The sequence below is a fragment of the Ralstonia sp. AU12-08 genome, from assembly GCF_000442475.1.
GTDB classification, from domain to species: domain Bacteria; phylum Pseudomonadota; class Gammaproteobacteria; order Burkholderiales; family Burkholderiaceae; genus Ralstonia; species Ralstonia insidiosa.
Window position 1 is genome coordinate 59395 of sequence record NZ_ASZV01000009.1, and the last position, 25016, is coordinate 84410.

The 25016-nt window shown below is 62.9% G+C and carries 24 protein-coding genes; 13 read left to right on the forward strand and 11 right to left on the reverse strand.

Going from position 1 to position 25016, the window contains the following annotated elements:
- The first annotated feature begins 189 nt into the window (after nucleotides 1–189).
- The 6 genes from C404_RS60960 to C404_RS36955 all read left to right on the forward strand — a co-directional run bounded on the left by C404_RS60960 (nucleotide 190) and on the right by C404_RS36955 (nucleotide 2825).
- Entirely contained in the window at nucleotides 190–270 is an 81-nt protein-coding gene (locus C404_RS60960) for a hypothetical protein (RefSeq protein ID WP_442792369.1), read from the forward strand.
- Nucleotides 267–566, forward strand: coding sequence for a hypothetical protein (locus tag C404_RS36940; RefSeq protein WP_021193795.1), 300 nt, complete (start codon nucleotides 267–269; stop codon nucleotides 564–566). The genes C404_RS60960 and C404_RS36940 overlap by 4 nt, the downstream gene beginning before the upstream one ends.
- A gap of 221 nt (nucleotides 567–787) precedes the next feature.
- The gene (locus tag C404_RS36945) at nucleotides 788–1159 is read left to right on the forward strand and encodes a hypothetical protein (RefSeq protein ID WP_152524422.1); all 372 of its coding nucleotides are present in this window, start codon (nucleotides 788–790) and stop codon (nucleotides 1157–1159) included.
- Nucleotides 1160–1226: 67 nt separating this feature from the next.
- The gene (locus C404_RS36950; protein ID WP_031329017.1) at nucleotides 1227–2060 is read left to right on the forward strand and encodes a nucleotidyltransferase domain-containing protein; all 834 of its coding nucleotides are present in this window, start codon (nucleotides 1227–1229) and stop codon (nucleotides 2058–2060) included.
- On the forward strand, nucleotides 2050–2493 hold the full coding sequence (locus C404_RS58790; protein ID WP_021193798.1) for a hypothetical protein: 444 nt from the start codon (nucleotides 2050–2052) through the stop codon (nucleotides 2491–2493). The genes C404_RS36950 and C404_RS58790 overlap by 11 nt, the downstream gene beginning before the upstream one ends.
- Entirely contained in the window at nucleotides 2490–2825 is a 336-nt protein-coding gene (locus C404_RS36955; RefSeq protein WP_021193799.1) for a hypothetical protein, read from the forward strand. Before C404_RS58790 ends, C404_RS36955 begins: the two co-directional genes overlap by 4 nt.
- Before the next feature lie 596 nt (nucleotides 2826–3421).
- On the opposite strand, the gene C404_RS59145 is transcribed toward C404_RS36955, so the two are convergent.
- From C404_RS59145 to tssK, 11 genes are all read right to left on the reverse strand, one after another.
- Nucleotides 3422–3826, reverse strand: a complete 405-nt coding sequence (locus C404_RS59145; protein WP_081659342.1) for a hypothetical protein — start codon at nucleotides 3824–3826, stop codon at nucleotides 3422–3424.
- 352 nt (nucleotides 3827–4178) lie between these two features.
- Nucleotides 4179–4385: a hypothetical protein gene (locus C404_RS58795; RefSeq protein WP_021193801.1), complete on the reverse strand. Its 207-nt coding sequence runs from the start codon at nucleotides 4383–4385 to the stop codon at nucleotides 4179–4181.
- Nucleotides 4366–5034, reverse strand: coding sequence for a substrate-binding domain-containing protein (locus C404_RS58800; protein ID WP_081659339.1), 669 nt, complete (start codon nucleotides 5032–5034; stop codon nucleotides 4366–4368). The genes C404_RS58795 and C404_RS58800 overlap by 20 nt, the downstream gene beginning before the upstream one ends.
- A 195-nt stretch (nucleotides 5035–5229) precedes the next feature.
- Complete coding sequence (locus tag C404_RS59150) at nucleotides 5230–6390, reverse strand: hypothetical protein (protein WP_160170171.1); 1161 nt, start codon at nucleotides 6388–6390, stop codon at nucleotides 5230–5232.
- A 120-nt stretch (nucleotides 6391–6510) separates the two neighbouring features.
- Nucleotides 6511–6825 (reverse strand): hypothetical protein, encoded by a 315-nt coding sequence (locus tag C404_RS36975; protein WP_021193803.1) that lies wholly within the window; start codon nucleotides 6823–6825, stop codon nucleotides 6511–6513.
- A 33-nt stretch (nucleotides 6826–6858) separates the two neighbouring features.
- Nucleotides 6859–7284, reverse strand: a complete 426-nt coding sequence (gene tssE, locus C404_RS36980) for a type VI secretion system baseplate subunit TssE (RefSeq protein ID WP_031329021.1) — start codon at nucleotides 7282–7284, stop codon at nucleotides 6859–6861.
- Between the two features lie 10 nt (nucleotides 7285–7294).
- The gene (gene tssH, locus C404_RS36985) at nucleotides 7295–10009 is read right to left on the reverse strand and encodes a type VI secretion system ATPase TssH (RefSeq protein ID WP_021193805.1); all 2715 of its coding nucleotides are present in this window, start codon (nucleotides 10007–10009) and stop codon (nucleotides 7295–7297) included.
- Nucleotides 10010–10160: 151 nt separating this feature from the next.
- Nucleotides 10161–10646, reverse strand: coding sequence for an Hcp family type VI secretion system effector (locus C404_RS36990; protein ID WP_021193806.1), 486 nt, complete (start codon nucleotides 10644–10646; stop codon nucleotides 10161–10163).
- A 95-nt stretch (nucleotides 10647–10741) separates the two neighbouring features.
- Nucleotides 10742–12376 (reverse strand): OmpA family protein, encoded by a 1635-nt coding sequence (locus C404_RS36995; RefSeq protein WP_021193807.1) that lies wholly within the window; start codon nucleotides 12374–12376, stop codon nucleotides 10742–10744.
- A 104-nt stretch (nucleotides 12377–12480) separates the two neighbouring features.
- The gene (locus tag C404_RS37000; protein ID WP_021193808.1) at nucleotides 12481–13230 is read right to left on the reverse strand and encodes a DotU family type IV/VI secretion system protein; all 750 of its coding nucleotides are present in this window, start codon (nucleotides 13228–13230) and stop codon (nucleotides 12481–12483) included.
- A complete protein-coding gene (gene tssK, locus C404_RS37005; protein ID WP_021193809.1) occupies nucleotides 13227–14579 on the reverse strand; it encodes a type VI secretion system baseplate subunit TssK in 1353 nt (450 codons plus the stop codon). The genes C404_RS37000 and tssK overlap by 4 nt, the downstream gene beginning before the upstream one ends.
- Before the next feature lie 503 nt (nucleotides 14580–15082).
- On the opposite strand from tssK, the gene tssB reads away from it, so the two are divergent.
- The 7 genes from tssB (at nucleotide 15083) to C404_RS37040 (ending at nucleotide 25016) form a co-directional block, all read left to right on the forward strand.
- Nucleotides 15083–15595 (forward strand): type VI secretion system contractile sheath small subunit, encoded by a 513-nt coding sequence (gene tssB, locus C404_RS37010; protein ID WP_021193810.1) that lies wholly within the window; start codon nucleotides 15083–15085, stop codon nucleotides 15593–15595.
- 72 nt (nucleotides 15596–15667) lie between these two features.
- Nucleotides 15668–17203 (forward strand): type VI secretion system contractile sheath large subunit, encoded by a 1536-nt coding sequence (gene tssC / locus C404_RS37015; protein ID WP_021193811.1) that lies wholly within the window; start codon nucleotides 15668–15670, stop codon nucleotides 17201–17203.
- Nucleotides 17204–17480: 277 nt separating this feature from the next.
- A complete protein-coding gene (gene tssA, locus C404_RS37020) occupies nucleotides 17481–19061 on the forward strand; it encodes a type VI secretion system protein TssA (protein ID WP_021193812.1) in 1581 nt (526 codons plus the stop codon).
- A gap of 11 nt (nucleotides 19062–19072) precedes the next feature.
- Nucleotides 19073–20887 carry a type VI secretion system baseplate subunit TssF gene (gene tssF / locus C404_RS37025; protein ID WP_021193813.1) on the forward strand — a complete coding sequence of 605 codons (1815 nt, stop codon included), beginning with the start codon at nucleotides 19073–19075 and terminating at the stop codon, nucleotides 20885–20887.
- Nucleotides 20884–21972, forward strand: a complete 1089-nt coding sequence (gene tssG, locus C404_RS37030) for a type VI secretion system baseplate subunit TssG (protein WP_021193814.1) — start codon at nucleotides 20884–20886, stop codon at nucleotides 21970–21972. Before tssF ends, tssG begins: the two co-directional genes overlap by 4 nt.
- A gap of 13 nt (nucleotides 21973–21985) precedes the next feature.
- Nucleotides 21986–22519, forward strand: a complete 534-nt coding sequence (gene tssJ / locus C404_RS37035) for a type VI secretion system lipoprotein TssJ (protein ID WP_021193815.1) — start codon at nucleotides 21986–21988, stop codon at nucleotides 22517–22519.
- Nucleotides 22520–22664: 145 nt separating this feature from the next.
- Nucleotides 22665–25016 carry a type VI secretion system Vgr family protein gene (locus C404_RS37040; protein WP_031329026.1) on the forward strand — a complete coding sequence of 784 codons (2352 nt, stop codon included), beginning with the start codon at nucleotides 22665–22667 and terminating at the stop codon, nucleotides 25014–25016.

The following is a 25016-nucleotide window of genomic DNA, read 5'->3' on the forward strand; positions in this document are numbered from 1 at the left end:
TGGCCAGACGCCTGGGGACGTACTCCGTCGACGCGCCGAAGTGATCGCTTGGGTGCGAGCACAGATCGCCTGCTACGGCTTGACGCTCGATCTGCTGCAGGATGCGGGATGTTCGCGCCGCCCGCACGCGAGCCCTTGCCGCTGCGCTACCGCAACGCCGAGGGGCAAAGTTGGGACGGGCATGGCGTGATGCCGCACTGGCTGCAGCACGCGGCGCACGCCGGGCGGTCGGTCGAGCATTTTAGGTTCGAGTACGTTGGACAACTATGAAGAAGGGAGTCTGGACGCTGCTGTGCGTCGCTATCGTTGCCTGGGGAATCTGCGCGGCCTTTCCGGCCAGTGCGATTCACTTCGGTTGGATCGGCACCTTGTTCGGCTCGGCGGCGGGTCTGATTGCGACCCTGTCGAGCTATCAAACGGAAGAAATCGCCCATACGCGTGGTGGCGCCATCTACAAGTCTGAATCGCCCATCAAGTTTGCGTTGGCCCATGCCCTCGTCGGCCTGCTTTTTGTCGCGCTCGCCTGGCTCAGCGTCTTGGGCAGCCTAGGCGCATTGGGCGCGTAGGTGGGCATTGATTCCACCGGTTCACCCAGAGGCACGCACCAACTTCAGCGATTGCGACCCAACTCAAGTTCAAAGCCTTCCATGTTTGCAAAGCCCAATGCGGCAATCGGTTTGTCCGCGATGTTCATCCTGTTGCTGTTGTTCTATCTCGGTTTCTGGGTCTCGCGTGATTGCTACGCGGCTTCGCTATTTCCAAGGTTCTATATGCCTTGGCGGGCGCGATGATCATTGGCCCTTTGTTTCTCCACCTTTGTCCTGAGACATCCTCTCTGCCATCAAAGAAAGCGATGGGGCCCGTCGGGCAAGTCATTGCCTTTGGACTAATGGGCTTCTTTGTCACGTGGAATTGGGCCACCGCGATTCCTCGCTTGAGTGCCGGCCGCATGCTGACATCGCAGATCTCTTATGTGCAGGTGCCTGGCTGGAAGAATTGCCGGTTCGGTGCCGAGTTTGCCGATGCTGGTGGTGCCGGCACCATCCGAGTGTGTGGGCCCCTTTGGCATTTGCCTTCCGAACCGGAGCGCGGCACGATTCGCGTCACGGAGAAAGTCGGAGGGCTCGGCGTCTATCTCCTCAGAATCGAACCGATTTGAGGATTGGCGCACCGGCTGTCTCTGCTAACCGGCGGCTGGACTTCGCCAATCACTCTGTTCGTGCATGATGCCAACTACCCAAAATGCGTCCGTGGTGCGCAGTGAACATCCGATCGACCCGGCTATCCGAGAACGAATCATCGCGGAGATCAACGTCATTGAGCGCGCCAACGACGTGCGGGTGCTCTACGCCTGCGAGTCAGGCAGTCGCGGCTGGGGATTCGCGTCGCCAGATAGCGACTACGACGTGCGCTTCCTGTATGTGCATCCGCTGGATTGGTACTTACGGGTCGAGCCGCAGCGCGACGTGATCGAGAAGCCCATCAGTGACGAACTCGACGTCAGCGGCTGGGAGCTACGCAAGGCTTTGCAACTGCTGCATCGTTCGAATCCGACATTGCTGGAATGGCTCAACTCGCCGGTTGTCTACCGCGAGGATGCGCGTGCCGTGAGTGATCTGCGTACGCTCGCGCCGGACTTCTTCTACCCCGTCAAGGGCCGGCATCACTATTTGGCGATGGGCAAGAAGAATTTCCGTGGCTACCTGCAGGACGAGGTGGTGCGCTACAAGAAATACCTGTACGTGCTGCGCCCGTTGCTGGCGGTCCGCTGGATCGACGCGGGCAGGGGCATGCCGCCGATGCGCTTCGCGGAGCTTGTCGCGGGGACCGTCGACGATGCCACGCTGTTGGCGGAGATCGACGATCTGCTGGCCATCAAGATGCGTTGTGGCGAAGCCGAACAGGGTCCACGGCGCCCAGCCATCCATTCCTTCATTGAGGCGATGCTGGCCGAGGCGGAGCACGACCCGCAATACAAGCAACCACAGGGCGATCCGGTCGAACTGGATCACTTTCTGCACAGCGTGGTTCTTGGCGAGCGGTACCAGCATGCCACTTGAAACCGTTCACTTCGACAGCGTGTCTGGCCAGGTTCGCGCGTCGCAGAACCGCCGCCAAGTTACGCTCTTCAACTTCACCGCGGCTGGACGCACCGAGTATTCCGTCGCCGCGCCGGGTACGCCGCGCCTGGAGGCAGGCATGACGATCACGGCGTTTCTGGAGGAAGCCGGCAACTGGCAGACACTGGTCGGCTGGCGCGACCATGCGAGCGGGGCGATTGTCTGCGATAGCGCAGCACAGGAGATCATGCTCAGCGTTGTCTTGCCGCCGATGATCGTGCTCTTTGCGAGCAGCGGATGGCGGCAACCGGTAACCTTGGTGGCCGTCGTTGTCATGGCTGCCTATCTGGCCTGGGCGGTCGGGCGTATCCGTATGCTGCGCAGCGCGCGCGCTGCGCTGGCGGCACTGCCGTTGCCAGAGAGTTCGCCATGAGCTGCGGCAATGAACAGGGAGAGTCCGCTCTTCACCGGGCGCGTCGCGCGACGTATGACTTGATGCTCGATCAAGATCTCGACAAGACCGGCCTTGTTGAGGCGGAGATTTTCGACTTGCTCGATCTGGCGTACAGCTATGGCGCCGCGTCAACGGTTGGATGGGTAGAAGCACGGTTGCGCGTTCTCGCTGCGCGCCTAGACCGTGGTGAGAACCTTTCTCTGTTCGCCCCTGCGAGCGGGTGCCAGATGGGTGCCGCAAGCCGGGCGGAATTCAAGCGGTGGGCGTTGGAGCATTTTCCCGTGGCTGGGCAATTGATTCGTGCTGAGTAAAAAGAAGAGGCGAGGATGGAAGGGCGGCCGATTCGCGGGTGGCTCACGGTTTTGTCGGTGCTCTTGCCCGTGATCGTTTTCATTTCAGGTTTCTTGGTATGCGACGTCGACGGCTGGGTCCATGGGACACCGGTTTCCGACGGCATCGTCTTAATGGTCTTCTTGGGGCCGGTAATCTTGCACTCGCTGATTGCGCGTGTGAACAGCGGGCGCCGAGCGTATTGGTGGTTGGGAACTTGCCTAACCCTTGTGATGACCCAGCTGTTGCTGGGGGTTGGCGCTTAGTACGGCCAGACGAGCGGTACGCCTCGGACGGGTACATCCCTCGTTGCACTACTGTCGATCCGTGCGTGGCCGTGGCTTGCTATTGCATTGTTTAGCGCGACAGGCATTTGGGCTATCGTGATTGTTGGCAGCGCCAGCGTTCAACGCGCTGGATCTTTGCTCTGGCAACACAAGTCAAGCCGTTAGCTGCGGGGCGCGCGTACGGCCTGCCCTTGCTTGCGATGATCCGGAAGGACGGATCACCATCGCACAAGATACCAGCGAGGCGCGTCCCGGGGGTGGGCGTGTGCGGCGTCTTCGACGGTGCGGGCTCACCAGACATACGGAGTCCCCCAAACGGGCATACCGTAACCAACTCCCCAGCTGCCTCGGTGGCGCCATCCTCCGCCGTAGAAAACCGGATAGCTACCAAAGTAGGGAGAGGGTGCGTAAGCAGGCGCGGCAACGTATTGGCGCATTTGTGCTGCGTGCTCAGCCGCCTGGTCAGATTCACGTAGGGCCTTGGCGTTGAGTTCGCCCAGTTGTTTGCGTTGTTCCGGGGTGAGGGTTGTGTCCGGACGATTCTGCTCATCGGCCGGCAGGCGTGCGGTATATGGCGCGCCGTCGGGGCCGCGTGGAATGACGACGCAAGCGGCAGTCAGTGCAGCAAGGCAGGCCGACAGAGCGGCCTTGACGATCCGGGACGGCTGCGACGAGTGTCGGGATGGCAAAGGCATGCTGCGTGCACCGGGATTGGCGGCGCAAGCCGCAAACAGGTCGATTCGATCGTTCATCTGCGCTTTCCTCCTATTACAAATTCCACGCGCCGGTTTCGCGATCGGCCGTGCGGTGTGCTGGCTTGCATCCTATGTTTTCTCGCTTTTGCGTTCTGTGATCGTATCGGCCGCGCCTACACTTGGACTCAGTGCGCCGTCTGTGCCACTGCAACGTCTGTACTTGCTGCACTACTGCCGCCAGTGAGGCAGGGTCCAGCGTCAATGGAACATGCCGGACACCCGGCCGCAGAACGACGGGCCAGTCTTGTCCGGTACCACGAACGATGTCCTCAAGCTTGTCGGTGCACAACGCTTAATCGTCGGCACCGGCAAGGATTGCACACGGCCGGCGCTCCGCCCACAGGTTCGCCGCAAAGTCGCGCTGGGGCTGGAAGTTCATCGCCAAATTGAAGTCGTACTCGGGCGTCAGCCGCAACACGGCGGCATTGTTGAGCGCGAACCGGGTGGCGGGCAGGTGGTTAACCGGCCCGCTGCGACTGCTATCGAGCAGGCGGTTCAAGACCGACCGCCCGCAACATGGGCGCCGTAAGTTCGCGAATCAACGCAGCCCCGGCTTCTGGATGCAGGGCATTGATCGGAATGCCGGCCGCGAACACGGTGGTCTTCTGGACTGCGGCGGGAAGCGGGCCGACGAAGGAAATGCCACGGGCGCCGGCCAATTCGCTGACCTGCTGGAATCCGGCGTCGCATTGTCCATCGGCGAGCAACTCGGAGACCGGCGTTTTCGGGCTCACCATCAGACGATCCTTGACCCGATCGGCGATGCCAAGCTGCCCCAGCAATTCTCCTGACACGTAGCGTCCGCTACCGCTGGCCGACACGGCGATGCACTTCGCCTGGAGCAAGGCGTTGCGAAGCGCGTCCACCGTATCGATATGCACTGGACCGTAAGAAGGCGCCACGGCGAATCCGATGCCAGACGTGGCAAGATTGGCCGTGCTGTGGACATCCACGAGCCCATCGACAATTAGCGCGTACAGTGCGGTTGCGTCAAGAATGACAACGTCCGCGGATTCCCCCCCGGGCCAGGCGATTCGGTATCGCGTCTGGCGAAGTCCCCATGGAGGGCCCGCGCACGGTGACAAGATGGTGCCCGGTGGCGCCTTCAAAGTCTGGTGCTTCCGACGCGTAGGCTGTATTGAAGCCACCGGAAATCATCACGGTGAGGGTGTCGGCCACCGCGGGTTGTTGGACCAGGCAAAGCGTAGCGGCGACGCTTGCCCAATAGAGACTGAAGTTCATGTCAGCAGATCAAGGGGTCTCAAAGTTCATCGCCGTGCCGCGGGCCGCCGGGGAATTCGTAAAAATGAGAGCCGTTGCGGCGGGGATATCGAATCGCTGTTCTATGCTGTTTGCTTACTCTTCAACCATTTATCAAGTTCAATCCACATGTATCGTGGAATGTCGAGCGCTTGTGAAGCTGATTGCTCCCCGCTTTTTATTCGGAGAAGCCGTTCGTGAATATCAGGGTATTCATCAAAATCTCTTTGCATGGTGATACCATACGTTACATATGTGAATAAGTCGTCATCCCGAACGATCCCATACCCATGCGCTTTGTCGATTAGCATGCTAAACAACGGATGCATTTCCGAAGGTTTTGGCAGAAGTGAGTCAAAGGAACCGATGTGTTTCTGATGAAACAACTGAATAATGTGGTCGCGTTCCGTATAAGGTTGGAGCCTGATGGGAGAGGGTGTCGGAGGTCGTTCAGCAGTCAGTAGACTCGAATCAATTGTGGGCACAGAAACACGTTGAAAGCGGCCCTGCTTTAGCTCGTCCAGTCTTGCGGGGGAGAGCGCGCCGACCATCTTCGCAAGTGACCCCGGCGCGCTTTGAGCGACCGCAAGCGAGTTCGCGATGTTGGGATCTTCGTCAAAGTGAGGATTCACGAGCAATCGTAAGTATACGTACTGTTCGAGATCAGAAACGTCCTCGAGGTGATATTTGAGCCACGCTTCGCCAATAACGCGATCTACTCGGCGATAGAGCCGCGCATCATCTTCATCGTAAGCATTTGCTAGCTCAAATGTGTATTTTCTCGATAGTGTTCCGAACACTGCCGCGCTATCAAATTTCACATCTCCGAAAGATTTGCTCGAAATAATTAGCTCAACATGACGATCTGGAAAGATGTGCACCTGGAGAGTTGTATCGCCAGATTTAGAAGACACCTTTGTGCGAGGCATTGTCACCTTTCGCTCGGCATGGAGCGTTAACGTTTTCCCGTCCCGCCACTCATCGGCATCGTAGTAGTTCCATTTAACGGTAAATTCTGTTCCGTCCAGTCGGTAACAGCAAGCGAACCCGCCGCCATTTCCAAAAGCAGTGTGTCCGTGGACATCTGTGACGGAAAAGTCGCTCAGTTCAAATGGGGAATAGTTAAAACCAGTTGTCGTGACGCCACCATAACTTGGTTCAGAATTGTTGCACGTGAGGAGAATAGGCACGATTGAAGTAACTGCGAGAGCAGTCGCGATTCGCGTAATAGTCTGTTTTTTCACGTTGCAAGTGATTAGGCTCGCCGTCAGGCGGTGACGGTTGTGTTCTGCGGGACGGGAATGAGGGGTACCTTTCGATCAATCAGGCCTCCCCGCGCAAAGACGAACACCTCACGCCCCCTGTCAGGCAGACAAATCGATGTCTTTCAACTCGAGCACGATCGGGCGGTACTTGGAGAACACCCATAGGCCGAACGAACACCCTGCCCAAACGACCACGGTAAGCATCGTGGCAGCAAACACTCCGACAAACGGGCTTGCCACCAAGGCAGACACCCCATAGAGCGGTTTGCCATTCCACATCACGCCACCGATCCCAAAAAGCGAAAGGACGCCACACGCCAGAGAGAACGGCACGAGCGACAGGTACAGGCCAATGGCGATGAGTTTCAACAGCGACCCGGAACTGACTCGTCGGACCCGAATTTCCCGAAACATCACATTCCTCCATCCAATATCGCGCAAGTGTCGCTAGCCGCGGCCCTGCCGCAACTGCTGCACCCGCATGCGCCCCGGCGGCTCGAACACCGTGCCGAACCGAACTAGACCGGCCTTCTTGAGGTGGCAGGTCAGCACGAAGCTGACCAGCAGCCCCGGATCGGGCGATTCGTCGATTTCGACGTCGACCGCCCGGATACGCGGTTCGTAAGCGAGCAGCGCGCCCTCCATCTGACGTTTGAGGTCGTGCAGCGACGCCGGCAGGTTGCGGTAGATCTCCGTGAGGTCGGTCAGCCCATAGTCCGGCACGTGCTTGAGCGCGCCCGCGCGGGTATTGAGGATGCGGCGGATATTCGCCTGTACGCTCAGGATTTCGAGGGTCTTGTCGTCGTAGGCACCGAGCGGCGTGCCGTCGATGTGGCCGAGCAGCACGTCGTACAGCGAAGGGCCGGTGGGCATGGTGTGGGCCTCACGAGGCCAGCGCTGCGGGCGCGGCCGCAGCATGATCCGGTGCCTCGTGGTGGTCCACGAAGTCGATGACGAGGTTGCCATTGGCGTCCATCGACAGCACCACTTGCGCGGGGGTGGTTCCGTCAGCCATGCGCGAGAGCAGTTCGCGCGAGACGGCGGGCAGGATCTTCTGGTTCAGGAACGCATCGACGTTGCGCGCGCCCGAATCGCGCGCCACACACAGCTCGGCCAGAGCGCCGACCAGCGCGTCATCGCTGGCCAGCACAACGCCATGCTGGCGCTGCAGCCGTTCGGCCACCTTGGCCAGCTTCAAGCGCACGATTGACGCGATCGCTTCCGCCCCAAGCGGGCGGTACACCAGCGTCTGGAAGCGGGCGAGCAGGGCCGGCTGGAAGTGCGCCACCAGCTCTGGATGAATGGTCTCAAGCAACGCTGCCTGCGAGATGGCGGGGTCCTCGGCCGTGGCCTCATCAATCCGAGCGCTGCCCAGGTTCGAAGTCATCAGGATCACGCAATTGCGGAAATCGATGTCGCGCCCTTCGCCATCGCGCATCTCGCCGCGATCGAAGACCTGGTAGAACAGGTCCAGTACATCCCGGTGGGCCTTCTCCACCTCGTCGAGCAGCACCACGCTGTACGGGCGCTGGCGCACCGCTTCAGTGAGCACGCCACCGCGGCCATAGCCCACGTACCCTGGAGGGGAGCCTTTCAACTGCGACACCGTGTGCGCTTCCTGGTATTCGGACATGTTGATGACGGTTAGCGCCGCCTGTCCGCCGAAGAGCACATCGGCCAGCGCCAGGGCAGTCTCTGTCTTGCCCACGCCTGAGGGGCCCGCGAGCAGGAACACCCCCAGCGGCGCGTGCTCGTTCTTGAGTCCGGCGCGGGCGGTGCGCAGTCCCTCGGCGAGCGCTGCCATGGCGTCATCCTGCGCAACCACGCGCTCAGCGAGTCGTTCTTCCAGCGAGAGCAGGCTGCGCAGCTCATCCTCGACCAGGTTGCCCACGGGCACGCCCGTCCATTCGGCCACCACGCGCGCAACTGCGCGTGCGTCCACATCCGCAAAGACCAGTGGCACTTTGCCCTGCGCCTGGGCCAGCGCCTGTTTCGCGTCCGCAAGCGCTTGCGCGGAGGGGGTCTCGCCGTCGCGTTGCATGTGCAGCGCCGTGACGAGCATCAGTTCTCGGGCGTAGCGCTCTTCAAGCGCGGCCAGCTTTTGCTTGGCATCGGTAATGGCGGACTCGAGCGCCGCGCGCCGTGCTGGCGCCGGGTCCTCACCAGCATGCTGGTCGGCGTCGAGCGTGGTGCGCTCCAGCTCCAATGCCGCAAGCGCTGCACGGGCGCGCTGCAGCGGCGCCGGGGGCGATTCCAGCCCCATGCGTACACGCGCGGCGGCCGTGTCGATCAGGTCCACGGCCTTGTCGGGCAACTGACGGGCAGGGATGTAGCGGCGCGAGAGTTTGACGGCCGCCACCAGCGCCTCGTCTCGAATGTGGACGTTGTGGTACGTTGCATAGCGGACGGCCAGCCCGCGCAACATCAGACAGGCGGCTTCGTCGTCGGGCTCATCGACCTTGATGAGCTGGAATCGGCGCTCCAGCGCCGCATCGCGCTCGAAATATTCCTTGTATTCGGACCACGTGGTGGCGGCGATGGTGCGCAACTCGCCGCGCGCCAACGCCGGCTTGAGCAGGTTGGCCGCATCCGCGCCACCGGCAGCGTTCCCCGCACCAATCAACGTGTGCGCTTCGTCGATGAAGAGCAGGATCGGCACGGGCGAGGCCTGCACCTCGTCGATCACGTTCTTGAGGCGCTGCTCGAATTCACCCTTGACGCCGGCCCCCGCCTGCAGCAGCCCCAAGTCCAGCGTCAGGATGCGCACGTCGCGGATCACCTTGGGCACCGACCCCTCGGCCACGCGCAGCGCCAGCCCCTCGACGAGCGCCGTTTTGCCGACGCCAGGATCGCCCACCAGGATCGGATTGTTCTTGCGCCGGCGCGCAAGTACGTCGACGACTTGTTGGATTTCGGTGTCCCGCCCGAAGACGGGGTCGATCTGTCCGCGCTGGGCCTTGTCAGTCAGATCGATGGTGAACCGCCCAAGGGCTTCGCCCTGCTGCGAGCGGGCCGCAGGAATGGTGTCCTTGCCGGTGCTGGCGCGTGGTGCCGGCGATGGCGATCGGTCGGCTGTGGTCGCCGCCGGCGCAAGAGCCTCTTCGATGGGCGGCAGCGGGCTCGCGGCTTCGCACGTCAGGTGGTCCAGCCGTGGCAGGAGGTGGTGGATCTGGGCGCTGGAGACGGACAGCAAGGGCCAGGCATTGCGCGCGCGCAGCACGTGAGGCGCATCCACAATTGCCTGCAGCAGGTTGCCCGAGCGGATCGGGCTGTCCAGCTTGTCCGAAGACGCCCAGGTTGCGGCATCGGCCAGCACGGTGGCGAGCTGCATGGACAGTGCGGGCTTGCCGCGCGCCGTGCGCGGTGCGTGGTTGATGGTCTCAATCAGCGCATCCCAGAGCGGGGCGGAGTCGATCTCATAGTGACGCAGGATCGCCGGGATATCCCCGTCGCCCGCTTCGAGCAGCTTGAGCAGCCAATGCTCGATGGAGATTTCATCAGCCAGCCGCGTCTGGCACAGGCTCGCGGCCGCTTCGAGCGCGGCGGCGCAGTGCGGGTTGAGCCGGCGAAGCAGGGAAGGGGTGTCGCGCAATGCCATGGGGCTGCCAGATCCAAAGGGGTAGCGGTGCCGTTCAAGGTGCCGGCGCGGGGCGTAATGCCGCGCACCGGCAACTAGCTGGGTGGCGGGCCGGAATGTTCATGGACGGGGAGCGAGCAGGAAACCGGCCCCGAACAACATGGTTCGCGCTTTACGAGCGTTCGTTCCAGGTGTCCTTGTGGATGATGTTGCCGTCCTTGTAGGACCAGGTGACGGTCTCGTAGCGCAGCTCGACCTCTTCGAGGTGGTTGTGCTTCTCGTAGTCAGGGTTCTTGATGTCGAGCATCTTGGGACGCACGGCCACGATCTTGACGTTCTCGAGCTTGGTGTTGAAGTACTCCTTCTCCTTGCCCGCGTCATCGATCTTGTACCACTTGATCTCGACCGATTTGAGCGTCTGGCCGCTGGTGACCGCTTTGTACAAGTAGGGTGTCGAGGCGTCGGTCTCCTTGGTCAACGTGATGGGCTTGTGCACCCGCGTGCCAGTCAGCTTGCCGGTGTTGCCATCGGTCGGGATGTGCACGCCGTGATCGAACGCGACGATCTCGACGCTGCCTTCGCGTCCCTGCACCGACACTGAACCCTTGATATCGGCGCCGCCGTCGTCCTTGAGCCACATATAGGCCGGAATTGCCATACTGATTCTCCTTCTTCGTACTGCATAAAGCACTCGGAGCCTGTCCCCGAGCTTCCCAATCCCGAAGCGCAAGGCTTCGGGGACTAAACAGGTCGCTAGGGCTGCGTGGTCTCAGGAATCAGCGTGATCTCCACTCGCCGATTCCTGGCTCGGCCCTCGGGTGTGCCGTTGTCCGCCACGGGGTGGGTATCACCCAGCCCCTGGGTTGCAAAGCGTGTGGCCGGAATGTCGGAGGCATCCATCAGCCAGTCGCGTACTGCGCTTGCGCGCGCGATTGACAGGGTCAGATTGCTCTGGGCGTTGCCGACATTGTCGGTGTGGCCCGCGACCAGAATGCGCTTGTCGGGATGCGCTTTGATCATCTCGAGCACGCCCACCAGCGCCCGGTTCGAGCCCACCTTGAGCTGTGCGCGACCGCTATCGAAGAGCGACATGCTGTCCAGCGTCACGATCACGGGTGGTACGGGCGGCGGCTGGTACGAGGCGATTGCGGCATTCAGTGCTGGGACGAGGGCTGCGCCGCGGTACATGCCGAAAGACAGGCGCAGCGGCACGCCCGTGCGCACATACCGCTCCAGCTGATCGCGGTCGGCCACGAGCGTGGCCAGGGCATTGCGCCGGGCCGTATCGTTCGTGGAGGGAATGGACCTGTATTGCGCCAGATCGGTGCCCTCGCGCGCGAGCAGCCCCTCGTTGTTTTTCGCGGCACCCCAGGTCGCAGCAGCCAGCGCACAAGCCGTAAGCGCCACGGCGTGGGCGAAGGCGGCCAAGCGCGGTGACACCCACGCTCGCCGGGGGATTGCCTCGATGAGCGGCTGCGGCAAGGGCCATGGCAGCGGTGAATGAGTCAGCGGCGCTGGGGCGACGCGCGTGCGCAGTTCGATATCACGTTCCCAGGGCCCGCCAGGCAGGCTGGTGGGGCCGCAGTCGATCCAGCCGATGCCGTAGAGAGGCCAAGGCCTGGCGGGCTGCCGGCGGTCTTGCAATGCGCCGATGATCACTTCCTGAGTCCAGTTCACCAGGGCGGCGAGGGTGGCGGCACGGGCCGCGCAGAAGCGATCCTCGGGGGCGCGCTGCACCTCGGACTCGGCCGCCTGGGTCACGGCTTCGAAGCGTTCAGCACCGGTGATGGGAACCGCTGACGACACGCCCGCCCATTGGAGCGACGCCAGGGGTACCAAAACACGCCGCTGGTAGACCGCCACATAGCCGGGCAGCCTCACGCCAAGCAGACGGGAGGCATCGGATGCCGCCTGACGGATCAGGCGCAGCTTCTGCGCGAGCACCTCGGCATCGGCGTATAGATTCGGCGCCACCGCCAGCACGATGCCGTCCGGCGCACGGCCGTCGCGCCACTGGCGCAGGGCAGCGGCCAACTGCGGCAGGCGCTGTGGATGATCGGCCCGCACCCAGATGGCGCCATCGCCCACATGAACGAGACGGGCTTGCGTACCTCGGTTGAACATCGCCGGCAGGCCGTCGCCCGTGACCAGCACGAGCGGCATGCGCGCGCGCAGGTCCAGCGGCAGGTCCGCAGCGGCCGCGCCCAGCGCGGCGAGGATAGTCGCGCTTTGCTCGCGTGCGATGCGGCGCCCGCGCGTATGCAGCCAGACCAACATGGCGGCGACCGTCAGGATCAGGATGGTGAGCATCCACGCGAGACCGGTGCCAACAGGCAACACCAGCCAGAGCACCGCCAGCGCGAGCGCCGTGCCCAGCGTGACGATCATCGCCAGCGGATACCCTAGTCCATGGAGCGTGGGTGCGCTCGCCGTCGGTGACAAGCGGCCGGCTTCGTGGGCTGCGGCCTGTTGCGTGACCTGTGGGTCGGATTTCACGGCCGGGCGGCTTGGGAGGCCAGATGCGCGAGCTGCGCATCCAACGCGGCGCTGCAGACGAGCCAGAGCAGCCCAGCCGCCAGACAAGCGAGGCCGGCCAACCCCCAAGGGGAGAGGGCGCGAAGCCGGTCGACCAGGCGCAGCTTGGGGCGGTCGATCACAAAGGTCGGGGCGGTTGCCGGGCTCAACTGTTCCAGTTTGGCAGCGAGTGCGGTCCTCAGTGCGGTCAGCTTGCTCTCACCCTCGCGAGCATAACGGCCGACGAATCCCAACCCCAGGATGGCCGCGTAGAACTGCAGCAGGTCCACCGAGGGTGAGGTTTCGCGCATGCGTTCGCCCAGCCGGTCGAACACACGTTCGCCCGCGTCATGCTGCTCGAACAGTTCCACCTGCAGCGGGGTCGCTTCCCAGGTGGCCTTCTGCTCCGCGGGGAGGTGGCGCAGCGCGGTCTCATCCAGCAGCCCGCATTGGGCAATGGCGGCTTCCTGTCGCACGTCCGGCGGCAGGCCGAGCAGATCCAGCGCGGCGTGGAAGTCCGAGATGAGTTTCAGGCAGTAGTTGCGCAGTTCGGGGCCGTTGGCAGTTTTACCGCCGCCGCTAAGCGTGGTGACCTCGAGCGCCGTATCGCGCAACAGATCGCGCATGCCGATGCCCGCGGGGCGGGCGGCGGCAGCATCGTTGGCCAGCAGTGCGCTGCCCGCAAGGGCGCTGTGAGGGGCGCTGGGAAGAGGGAGCGCGGCTTTCATGAGCGCAGCACCGCGTAGAGTTCCAGCGTGGCCTCGGGCACCGAGGCGGGCAGGTAGATTTCGCAGGCCCGGGCGGCGAGCATGCGCGCGTGCGCCGGGTCGCCCGCGTCCAGAGCAAAGTAATGGTTGTCCAGGCGCACGGGGATGGCGGCAGGCACGCGCTGCACGGCCGAGAGCGGTATGCCGGTGAGCGCCGAGTTGACGATGTGCTCGATGTCGTCGGGCGCGCCGACCTTGCACAGCCGTGGGAAGTGCTTGACCAGATCGAATGCCGGCATCGCCGCGTTGACCGACAGATACCAGTCGGCCGCGCCTTCCACGATGCGCTCGTCCAGGAACTGGCCGGACCACAGGGTCGGCGTCTTGCGGGCGAGGCCAATCGACACGACGCGCGATGGGATGATCGCGTCGAGCAGCGTGCGGATCAGGGTCTCCAGCTTGGCGAAAACTTCATCGGCGTGCGCGTGATCGTACGCGGGGATGTCTGTGAGCTGCGCGCTGGTCGAGAAGGTCGTCAGCGCACTGGCCAACTGGGCCAGCACGCCATACAGCCGCGCAGGCGGCTGGTTCGGGTGGGAGGCCAGGAACCGCAACTGCGGCCACGCCGCATGAATGCAGTGCAGCAGCCAGAAGAGCTGCACGTCGGCCACACCGTACTCCGCAACCTGCTCGATGCGCTCACTGCGCCGCGCACCCAATGCCGCGCTCTTGGCGGCCAGGATATCGGCTAGACGCGTGATGCGCTCCAGGTGCAACGGGTGGCCGGCGAGCGTTAGACAGGGCGGCACATAGCGCGCATCGACCTGGAACTGGCCGCTCGCCGTGCGCTTCAGACGCGCCACCGCGCAGACGGTGTCGTCCGCGTGCGGCTCGAAATCGAACAGCAGGCGCAGCGCGTGCCGGCCGGCAGCGACCTCGGCCTCGCCCGTGCCGTGCAGATCGGTGACTTTGACGAATTCCCGGTAAAAGCGCCGCGGCCGAGCCAGTGTCGTTTCGTCGAAGCGGCAGTTGTTGCCGTTTGCGTCCGGTAACGCGAGCGCCACCAGCACGCCCACGCTCTGCAGATCGGCCGGCAGCCCTTGTGTGAGATCGCGCGCCGCCGGCAAGGCGTCAGCCACCGCCGTGTCGATGGGCGTGCCATCGGGCAGGCGGACCTTCAAGCGCGAGAGTTTGAGGCGTCCGGCGGCGAGCGCTTCCTCATCAACCTCGACGGCAAGCGTCCCCCACGGCTCGGTCAGTGCCGCCGCGGCAAGTTGCTGCTGGGCAAACGCATTCCAGCGCTCCTGCTGCTGGAAGTGCTGCTGCGTCAGGATCAGGCCTTCGTGCCAGAGCGGTTTATCGATCCGCATGGTTGGGGTGCAATTGCTGATTATTGAATTAAAGCGGCGCCAATTTTATATGCGGAAACTTGGTCTCGTATACAAATGAATAGAGTGCATCTAAATTGCAAATTAGTTCGCCACAATTTGTTTTCATTCATTTGCAATTGCTTCTCGGTCGAAGAACCGGAAGGAGAAACTGGGGGGCTGGATGCAGTGATATGAAAGATGTTGAGCTGCGATACTAGAACTGGGCAATTCATGTGTGCTCCGGCACCGCGCTGGACTGGAAATGCTTGCCTGGTAAGGTTTTCAAGAATGGCTGCATCTCGCGCGAGGCGCGCTTCCAATCGCTGCTAGCACATTAATAGCGTCTGAATTGTCAATGTTTGTGTCATTCGCACTTTGACTTGATTTTGACGTCCATCGGGTAAACCTGCTTTAATGGACGCGCTATAGCGGGACATCCCGCCATGTGGTGTTGGCGGGAGCCAGCGCAAATCTTGACTTGAATCAGATTGGAGTACGCATCGATGGACAGCTTCCAGCGAGAGATCCCTAAAAGCCGCGTTTCTATTACCCTGGATTTGCACACGGGCGGAGCGCAGAAAAAGGTTGAGCTGCCGCTCAAGCTGCTCGTCGCGGGCGACTTCAGCGCGGGCCGCGAGCAAGCGCCGCTGGCCGAACGCAAGAAGGTCGACATCAACAAGAACAACTTCGATGCGGTGCTCGCCGACTTTGCTCCCGACCTCAAGCTGGCCGCCGACAACACGCTCGCGGGCGACGGCTCGGAGTTGCCGATCAACCTGTCGTTCCGCGCGCTGAAGGACTTCGAGCCGGAGCAGGTCGCACGCCAGATCCCTGAGCTGCAGGCGCTGCTCGCCATGCGCAACCTGCTGCGCGACCTCAAATCGAACCTGCTCGATAACGGTACGTTCCGCCGCGAATTCGAAAAGGTGCTCAAGGACAAGCGTTTGTCCGAGCGCCTGCGCAGCGAACTGGCGCAGCTTGCCACTGCCGCCACGCAACCTGAAGGCCATGCGTGAGCGCAGCCGCGCAAAAGCAGCGTTGACGGCGCGCCGCAAGGGCGCGCCCTGGTACCGACAACAGGACAGGACATGAAGCACACCGAATCCAACCAAGCCGCGGCGGCCGAGACCGTCGTCCTGGACAATGACAGCGTCTATGCAGCGCTGTGCAACAAGATCAATCTGAAACCCGTGACCGAGGCGCGCCCGCTGGAGGCGTTCCGCGACAACGACATGCTGTCGGATGCGTCGGCTGACGAGCGCATCGCGCGCGGCATGGGCGCCTTTCTCGAACTGGTCTCCAAGGCTAGCCAGCCGGTCGAGCGGCTCGACAAATCGCTGCTTGACTTCCACATCGGGCAAATCGACCGGCAGATCAGCCGTCAGCTTGATGCGGTCATGCACCACCCGGAATTCCAGGCCCTCGAAGGCCGCTGGCGCGGCCTGAAATTGCTCGTCTCGCGCACCGATTTCCGCCGCAACGCCCGCATCGAGGTGCTCGACGTGTCCAAGGAGGCGCTGCAGCGCGATTTCGAGGACACGCCCGAGATCATCCAGAGCGGCCTGTACCGCCTGACCTACATCGAGGAATACGATACCCCGGGCGGCCAGCCGATCAGCGCGCTGATCAGCGATTTCGAGTTCGACAACTCACCGCAGGACGTGGCGCTGCTGCGCAATGTGTCGAAGGTCGCCGCCGCCGCCCACATGCCGTTCATCGGCTCGGTCGGCGCGGCGTTCTTCGGCAAGCAGTCGATGGAGGAAGTCGCTGCCATCCAGGACATCGGCAACTACTTCGATCGCGCGGAGTACATCAAGTGGAAGAGCTTCCGCGACACGGATGACGCCCGCTATGTGGGCCTGACCATGCCGCGCGTGCTGGGACGTCTACCGTACGGCAAGGACACCACGCCGGTACGTGCCTTCAACTACGACGAGGCAGTCAAGGGCCCCGACCACGACAAGTACCTGTGGGTCAATGCTTCCTTCGCGTTTGCGGCCAACATGGTGCGCAGCTTTGTCTCCAACGGCTGGTGCGTGCAGATTCGCGGCCCGCAGGCCGGCGGCAAGGTGGAAGACCTGCCGGTGCACCTGTACGACCTGGGCACCGGCGCGCAGCCCAAGATCCCGACCGAGGTGCTGATCCCCGAGACGCGCGAATTCGAGTTCGCCAACTTGGGCTTCATTCCGCTGTCGTTCTACAAGAACCACGATTTTGCGTGCTTCTTCTCAGCCAACTCCTCGCAGAAGCCTGCGCTGTACGAGACCAAGGAAGCCACGGCCAACAGCCGCATCAATGCGCGCCTGCCGTACATCTTTCTGCTCTCGCGTATCGCGCACTACCTGAAGCTGATCCAGCGCGAGAACATCGGCACGACCAAAGACAGGCGCCTGCTCGAGATCGAGCTCAACAACTGGATCAAGGGGTTGGTGACCGAGATGAAGGATCCGGGCGACGAGCTGCAGGCCTCGCACCCGCTGCGCGAAGCCAAGGTCCTGGTGGAGGACATCGAGGACAACCCGGGCTTCTTCCGCATCAAGCTCTTCATCATCCCGCACTTCCAGGTTGAGGGCATGGACATTGGCCTGTCGCTGGTGTCGCAGATGCCCAAGGCCAAGAGCTGACCCGACGGTCGTTGTTGTGTGGGTAGCCGCCGGGGCAGATTTGCGCCCCGGCGTTGATATTTCTAATACCGCGCGAGTCAAGGAACTTCCGAATGCCGATGCTCTGTCCTTCGCAGGACCGTGTGCAGAACGTGCATCGCCAGCCAGGTTTGGGCCGGCTGCCTGAATCTACGCAGGTTTTGCCTCGGGAAGGCGTCTCTTGTGCGAAGGACAGGACATCGCAAGTGCGCCGAAATAAGGTTCGATCGGCAACGCAAGCGTCGTGGGAGACCGTGTGATGTTGCCCGGCGTGCTCAAAGCGTTTTTTCCATCTCGCGATGCCGAGCAGTTGGTCCGGTCGCGTCTGGACGCGTGGGATACCTGGCTGCAGCCTGTTGCGCGCGATAACGAGATCGGCCGCGATCCAGGCTACGAAGACGCGTTCTTCGCGCTCAAGGATGAAGCCAGCAAGCTCTCCGGCATTGACGATGCCTTGGTCGCCGGTTCCTGCGAGCAGCTCATCAAGGAAACCGGCAAGGATCTGCGTCTGGCGGGTTATTACGCTGGAGCCCGTCTGAGACAGGATGGTCCGGCGGGCTTTGCCGATGGCCTCGAATTGGCCGCTGCCTTGGTTGAGCGCTTTGGAGAGGCGGTGCTACCCGCGCGTGCCGAAGCGAAGAAGGGCGCTCTCGAGATGCTGGCAACCACACGCATGATCGAGTTGCTGGATGGCCGGGGCGAATTCGCCCCCCAGGATCTCGAGCGCTCGCTTGCGGCGCTCAACACGCTCGTGACCCGCACGGCGACGTGGCCGGAGTCTGTCCGTCCGAACCTGCAGCCGCTCATTTCCCGTTTTGAGCGCAAGGAGGCGCCAGTCCTCGGCATGGATGCCGGCGCTGGCATGCCGCCATCGGCTGCAACTGCCTCCACCTTGGCGGGCACGGTTGCCTCGGCCCGCGATTTGCTCGACCAGGCACGCACCATGGCGGTCTGGTTGCGCGATCAGGAAAACGGCTATCTGCCGTCGGTACGGCTGGCGCGCACCATTCGCTGGGACACCTTGCACGAAGCGCCGCCGGCGGACGCGGCCTGCCGCACGCGCCTGGCGCCGCCGCGAGGCGAGCTGCGCGCCCAGATGAAGCGGCTCGTCCTGCAGAAACAGTGGCACGAGCTGCTCGAGCGCGTCGAGGGCGCCTTCATGGAGGGTGTGAACCACCTGTGGTTCGATCTCCAATGCTTCCAGCACGCTGCACTGGACCACATTGGTGCACCTTACAGCAGTTGGCGCGAGTTGCTACGCGCGGATTTTGCACTGTTTCTTGAGCGGTTGCCCGGCATCGAGCGTCTAGCGTTCAGCGATGGCACCCCGTTCGCCGATGATACGACGCTCGAGTGGATCGCCCGGCACGCAGTAGTGCGTGATCTGGAGGCCGGCGAAAGCGTTGCACCCTTGCCCGTATCGGCCGACAGCGCAAGCGGCCCGGCAGGCGACTGGCCGGAAATCGAGGCCCAGGCACGGGAGCTGGCCGGACGCGAGGGCGTCGAGGCCGCTTTTGGCTGGCTGGAAGCGCTACCAGGTTTGAAGACCGATCGGCATCGTTATCTGTTGCGGCTCGTCATGGCACGCTTGGCCGATCATGTGGGACGCGCCGATACGGCGCTTGCGCTGCTCGCTGAGCTCGATGCGGTCGCAGGATCGTTGCCGCTCACTCGTTGGGAGCCGACGCTTGTCTTCGAGGTCAAGCACCAGTTGATCCGCGTATTGAAGGCGATGAGCGCGCGCAAGGATGCGGACAAGCCGGTGCTTGCCCGCCGCATTGGCGAACTGCAGGCCGAGCTTACTGTGCTCGACCCTGCGCGCGCACTCTCTGTTTCGTAACAAGGATCGCGATGGAAAACGACGATCGGATCCTGCGCTACTACGAAGCCGAAATGCAGTATTTGCGCGAGTCGGGTGAGGCCTTCGCTAGAGTCCACCCGGATCGTGCGCGCGCGCTCGGCGCGGATCGGGCGGGCGAGGGGGATCCGTACGTTGAGCGGCTATGGGAGGGTTTCGCATTCTTGTCCGGGCGGTTGCAACAAAAGCTGGATGACGAGCGTCCTGAATTAATGCAAGCCCTGGTTGGACTGCTGTGGCCACACTACCTGCGCACAGTTCCGTCGCTGTCCATTGTCGAATGGCTTCCGTCTCAGGGCACGCTGCGCAAGACCGAAGTGGTGGCCGCTGGCGTGCCAGTGCGTTCCACGCCCATCGCCATTGCGCCGTCCTCCCATGAGGGGACGGGGGTGCCCACGACCGTCCAGTGTCTTTATCGGACCACGCAGGCCGTCACGTTGCAGCCGCTTTCTCTCGTGAGCGCTGGCCCGGCCGTACGGGACGACGGCCGCTCGGTCCTGCGGTTCGGGTTCGAATTGAATGCGTCCGCACAGCGGGACGGGATCGACCTGTCCCGGCTCAGCCTGTACCTGAATGCGGAATTGCCCACCGCGTTCGCCATGCACCTCGCGCTCACGCGCCACGTCGAGTCGATTACGTGGCGCATTCCCGAGGTGCGCGATGGCCAGGCGAGCCGACTGCCAGGCGTCACGATCGAGCCGGCGGGTTTTACGGCGGACGAAGCGCTGTGGCCGAGGGTCGAGGGCGCGTCTTCGGGGTTCCAACTGCTGCTTGAGTATTTCTCATTCCGCGAGAAATTCCTGTTCGTTAACCTGTGCGGGCTCGATGTATCAAGGCTTCCGGCCAATTCGACCCGTTTCGAGCTTGAAGTCGTGCTGACGCAGGCCTATCCGTCAGACCAGCGCTTCAGTGCTGCGAACGTGCGGCTGTTCTGCTCACCGGTGGTCAACCTCTTTGAGCTCGACGCCGAGCCGATCGTGACGCACCACCACGAGGCTGAATACCGGGTGATACCGATGGCGCACCAGTGTGGGCATGTCGAAACCTGGTCGGTGGATTCGGTCACGTCGTTCGACCACCAGACAGGCGAGCGGCAAGCGTACGTGCCGTTCGCCACGTTCGAGCATCGAGGGGGCGCGCTCCGGTACGAGGCGCCCCAGCGGTATTTCCATACACGTGTACGTCCGGGCAGGGCGGGGCGCCATGAAACGTGGATCACACTCGGTGGCCATGCCTGGGAAGACCTGGCAGCGCTGCCGGAGGAGAGCGTTTCGCTGCGCGTGACGGGCACCAACGCGATGCTCACACCCAAGAACCTGCGCGAGACTCGTCTTGCCGAACTCATGCAGGAGGTATCAGGCGTTGCGGCGGTGCGTAATCTCGTCGCACCAACGGCGGCGCTGTATCCGCCCATTGGCGACCGGTTTGAATGGCGCAGCCTCTCGCATCTTGCGCCAAATTTCTTGTCGCTGATGGACGCTGAGGTGTTGCGCGGCGCGTTGGCGCTGTACGACTGGACCGACGAGGCGCTGAACCGGCGGCGGCTCGGCGGGATCCTGCAGGTCCGCCAGGAGGGAATCGAAGAGGTCAGGGGCGGCTCGGTCGAACGCGGTGTGCGCATCGAGGTCACGCTCGACGCTCGCGCTTTCTCGGGAGAGGGCGATCTGATGTTGTTCGGTGAACTGCTGCACCGCTTCTTTGCGCTGCATGCCGAGCTCAATCTGTTCACCCGGCTCGCGATCGTGAGCCTGCCCACGCAAACTCGTATTGAATGGCCGCGCAGTAAGGCCCAGTCGGCACAGTCATGAAACCGCGCGAATGGCCTGATCTCGAACCGCTCGTTGCCGCGTTGCTCGCACGCGCGCCGCAGATGAACTTCATGCAGTTCTGCCGGCTGTTGGAGGCAGGCGTGCCAGACCGCCCGGGCTTCGCGGTGCTTGATACGCTGGAGCACGAACCCGTGCGTTTCCGGCCCAGACCCCAGACCGGGTTTCCGGCAGGCGAGATGGCAGCGATCGAATTCGACGAAGATCGCCCCGATGCGCCGCCGACCGTGCGAACGACCTTCATGGGGTTGTATGGCGTTGATGCCGCGATGCCGCCCCACCTGATCGACGACATCGTGCTGCGCGAGGAGGGGCATGAAACCGTCGAAGCGTTTCTTGATCAGTTCAACCACCGTTTCGTCACGCTGCTGTATCGCTCGTGGAAGAAGTACCGCTATCCGGAAAGCTTCCGGCCAGCGGGGAGCGATGCGCAATCGCGCAATCTGCTGAACCTTGCCGGGCTCGGCTGGGGTGACAAGCCTCGGCGCGCAGGTTTGCCTGACTCGCGGATGCTCGGCTTACTCGGCTTGCTAGTCCAAGGGATCCGCACGCCGGAGGGTCTCACGCGTGTCATTGCGTTCGCCGTGCCCGGTGCCGAAGTGCATGTCGACGAATTCTGGACGGTGACCGCACGCGTTGCGCACCCTCGGCCGTTGACGTCGGCACCCACAGGCGAGTGCGGCGCGCCCGCTCGTGGGCTTGGCGGCGGCTATGTGCTTGGCCAGCGTTTTGCCCACCGCAGCCGTGCCGTGCGTGCGACGCTGCGTCCTGCCAATGCGGAACAGTCGCAGGACCTGCTGCCGGGAGCTCGGCTGCATCGAGAACTGATGGCGTTCGTCCAGCTTTATGTGGGTGCCAGAGTCGACGTCCATCTGTGTATGGAAGTGTCCTCGCGGCTGGCGCCCAGGCCGACGATCGGGCCGACCAGCACAACCGCTGCACCGCGCCTTGGATGGACAACCGTTCTGCCCGCTGGCGTTGCGCGCACGATCACGATCGGTCTGGGGAACCACGACGCAACCCCCGCGCCCCCGGTGAACGGGTATGTACCCTTACAGCAGGGATGACCGGAGCCCATCGATGTCCATCCGCCTTGTCATCGCCGCCATCACCACCGCCATGCTGCTGAGTGCATGCGGGGCGTGGCAGGCCGCGTCGGATGCGTCGTCAGAGGCTTGGCGCTCGATGTTCTCCAACAACCTCAAGGTGCTCGATGTCGACTTGCGTGCACGCGAGGCCCTGAACCCGGACGGCCGTGGGCGGGCAACGCCGGTTGCCGTGCGCATCTATCAGCTGACGGACCGCAAAGCGTTTGACGACGCGTCCTTTGCCGATTTGCTCAACAACGACAGCACCGTGCTCGCCCACGATCTGCTGGCGAGCATGGCGGCGGTGTTGAATCCGGGCGCGTCTGTGAGCCTGTCGCAGCCGATGCAGGCTGATACGGCGGTTGTTGCGGTCGTTGCGCTATACCGCGAGCCCGGGGGCTCCGCCAACTGGAGGCGCGTCTTCGACAGGAAAGAGCTTGGCGGCACGCCCCTGAAGCTAACGCTTGGTGACCAGGCCATTGCGCGGCTGGACGGCGCATCGCGGGCCGGGAGGCGATCGGAATGACCTTCCTGTTCACGACACTCAGCGGTGGTGCCGGACATCGTCCAATCCGGATGCCAATTGACTTGCGCGAACCCGATGGCATTGCTTTCCCGGTCCCTTGGCCGGCGGTAATGCCGGTGTGAAACCTCTCGATCCCATGGCGGTCATGCAAACTATCCAGGATGTGCTCAAACACCCCAGCGCGATTCTCACGCAGCCTCTTCATTTGGAAATCGCGACGCTGCAGTCACCGATTTCCGTGTTTTCGTTCGTCCTGACGGAGGAAATGAACACGCCGTTTGTTGCGGACATCACGGTCACATCAACGGACAAGCATATCGACGGCGCAGCCGTGGTGGGCCGCCCGGCGATTTTCACGATCGAGGAGCACGCGTCGATCCCATCGGTGCCGGGGCTGACCGAGCCGGTCCAGCACGCGGCCCGCACCGTGCACGGCATCGTCACGCAGTGGACGCGGATCAAGACGTCACGCGACGAGGCAACCTATCAGTTGCATCTGAAGCCGCGTCTGGCACTGCTAGAGCAGGTCCATGATTCGGCTGTTTTCCTGGACCGGTCGTTTCGCGAGCTGCTGACCGGCACGCTCGTTGATCGCGATCTGTTCCAGTCCTATGACGTCGAGTTTGAACTCGAAGGGCTGGATGGAAAATTCGATCAGACCGTGATGTATGAAGAGACGGTCGTGAATTTCATTGATCGGCATTGCAGGCGGGCTGGCGTCTTCTATTACTTCAAGCACGCCAAGAAAGAAGACGGGCCGCAGCGCGACACGCTGGTGTTCAGCAACACTGCGCGCGGTTACATGCGGGCGCTTGAGGTGCCGCTGATGCCGTACTCGGGCATGGTGAGTTGGCACGAGGCGATTCTGGAACTTAATGTAACGCGCGCGCTCGTGCCGCAGACCGTGCGCGAGTGGGACCACAACTTCCGGCAGCCAGATGATCCGCTGCAGGTCGAATCGGTCGTGGCCCAGGACGACCGGTCGGTGTATGGCAGCGTCAACCGCAGCAACGAGCATTTCCACTCGGTTGAGGAAGGACAGGTGTTTGCCGATGCGCGGCGCGATGAACTGATCGCGCGCCAGACGCGAGTCTCGGGCAAGAGCAATGTCAAGGGCATGGTACCGGGCATGGTGGTGCGCGTGATCAACGACACCGTGCCCGAAGCACCGCACGGCTTCGTGGTGACGAAGCTTGTGACCACGGGCAGCCGCAAGGAGTCGGTCACCAACGCATTCGAGGCGATCCCATCGCACCTGACGTATCGGCCGGAGTATGTGCCGGAGAAGCATTGGCGCTGGATATCCGGAGCGCTGATTGCTGTCGTGGAGTCCGGTGACGACCAGCCGTACGCGTGGATGGACGAATACGGTGGCTACCGGGTGCGGTTTCAGTTTGCGCGCCGGACCGGTAAGCGCGGCACGAACAGCATGGCACTGCGCCTGCTGCGCACGTCGGCCTCGTACCGGGGCGGCCTGCACGTGCCCTTGCTGCCCGGCACGGAAGTCCGGGTGATCGCCACCCAGGGAAATTGCGACCGGTTACTGATCGCGGGCGCCGCCCACGACTATGCGCGGCGGGACCTGGTGCATGGCAAGGAGGGCTGGTACAGCCGCGCCGTGTTCCGCTCACCGCTGCTCGGCAACAAGCTGCGCTTCGAGGACCTGAAAGACCACGAGGGCATCCGGCTCGCGACGGTCTTCGGAAAGACCTCACTCAACATGGGCCATCTCGTCGATGGCGAGAAGAACAAGCGTGGCGAAGGCTACGAACTAACCACGCAGGGCTGGGGTACGGTTCGCGCGCAGAAGGGATTGTTCTGGTCGGCCGATCCTGCGAACCCGAACGCCCCGCATCTTGAGATGGCCGCTGCGCTGCGGGAATTGCAGACCTCCATCCAACGCGTGACGGCGCTTGTGAATGCGACGACTCAGGCCAAAGCGACGCCGGCAGATAAGGCCACACAGGCGAACCTGCTGGAGGTGCTCGATCAGTTGAAGGGGGCCGGGCTGCTGGCCAGCGCCCCGGCGGGCATGGCGTTTGTGACGCCGAAATCCATCCAGCACGCAGCCGGTGAGAACGTGATCGTGACGGCTGGCCAGCACGCCGACGTGAGCGTGCTCAAGCGTTTTACTGTGGCCGCGGGCGATCTGATCTCGCTGTGCGCGCACAAACTTGGCCTCAACCTCACCGCCGCGAAGGGGAAGTTCACTGCCTCGGCGCTCACCGATGGGATGGACCTGTTTGCAGAGAAGCAGCTGCGCGTCGCAAGTGAGAGCGCGGATGTACAGGTCTCGGCGAAGTCAAAGATCAGCCTCAACAGCGGCGGGGCCTCGCTTGCGATCGAGGGCGGCAACATGACGTTCCACTGTCCCGGCGCATTCACTATCAAGGCCGCCTCGTTCACCTTCGTCGGCCCCGATAACGTGCCGACCCAATTGCCGTCCCTGCCGAAAAGCAGCCTCAAGGTATCCGATTCGTATTCGTCATCTCACTGA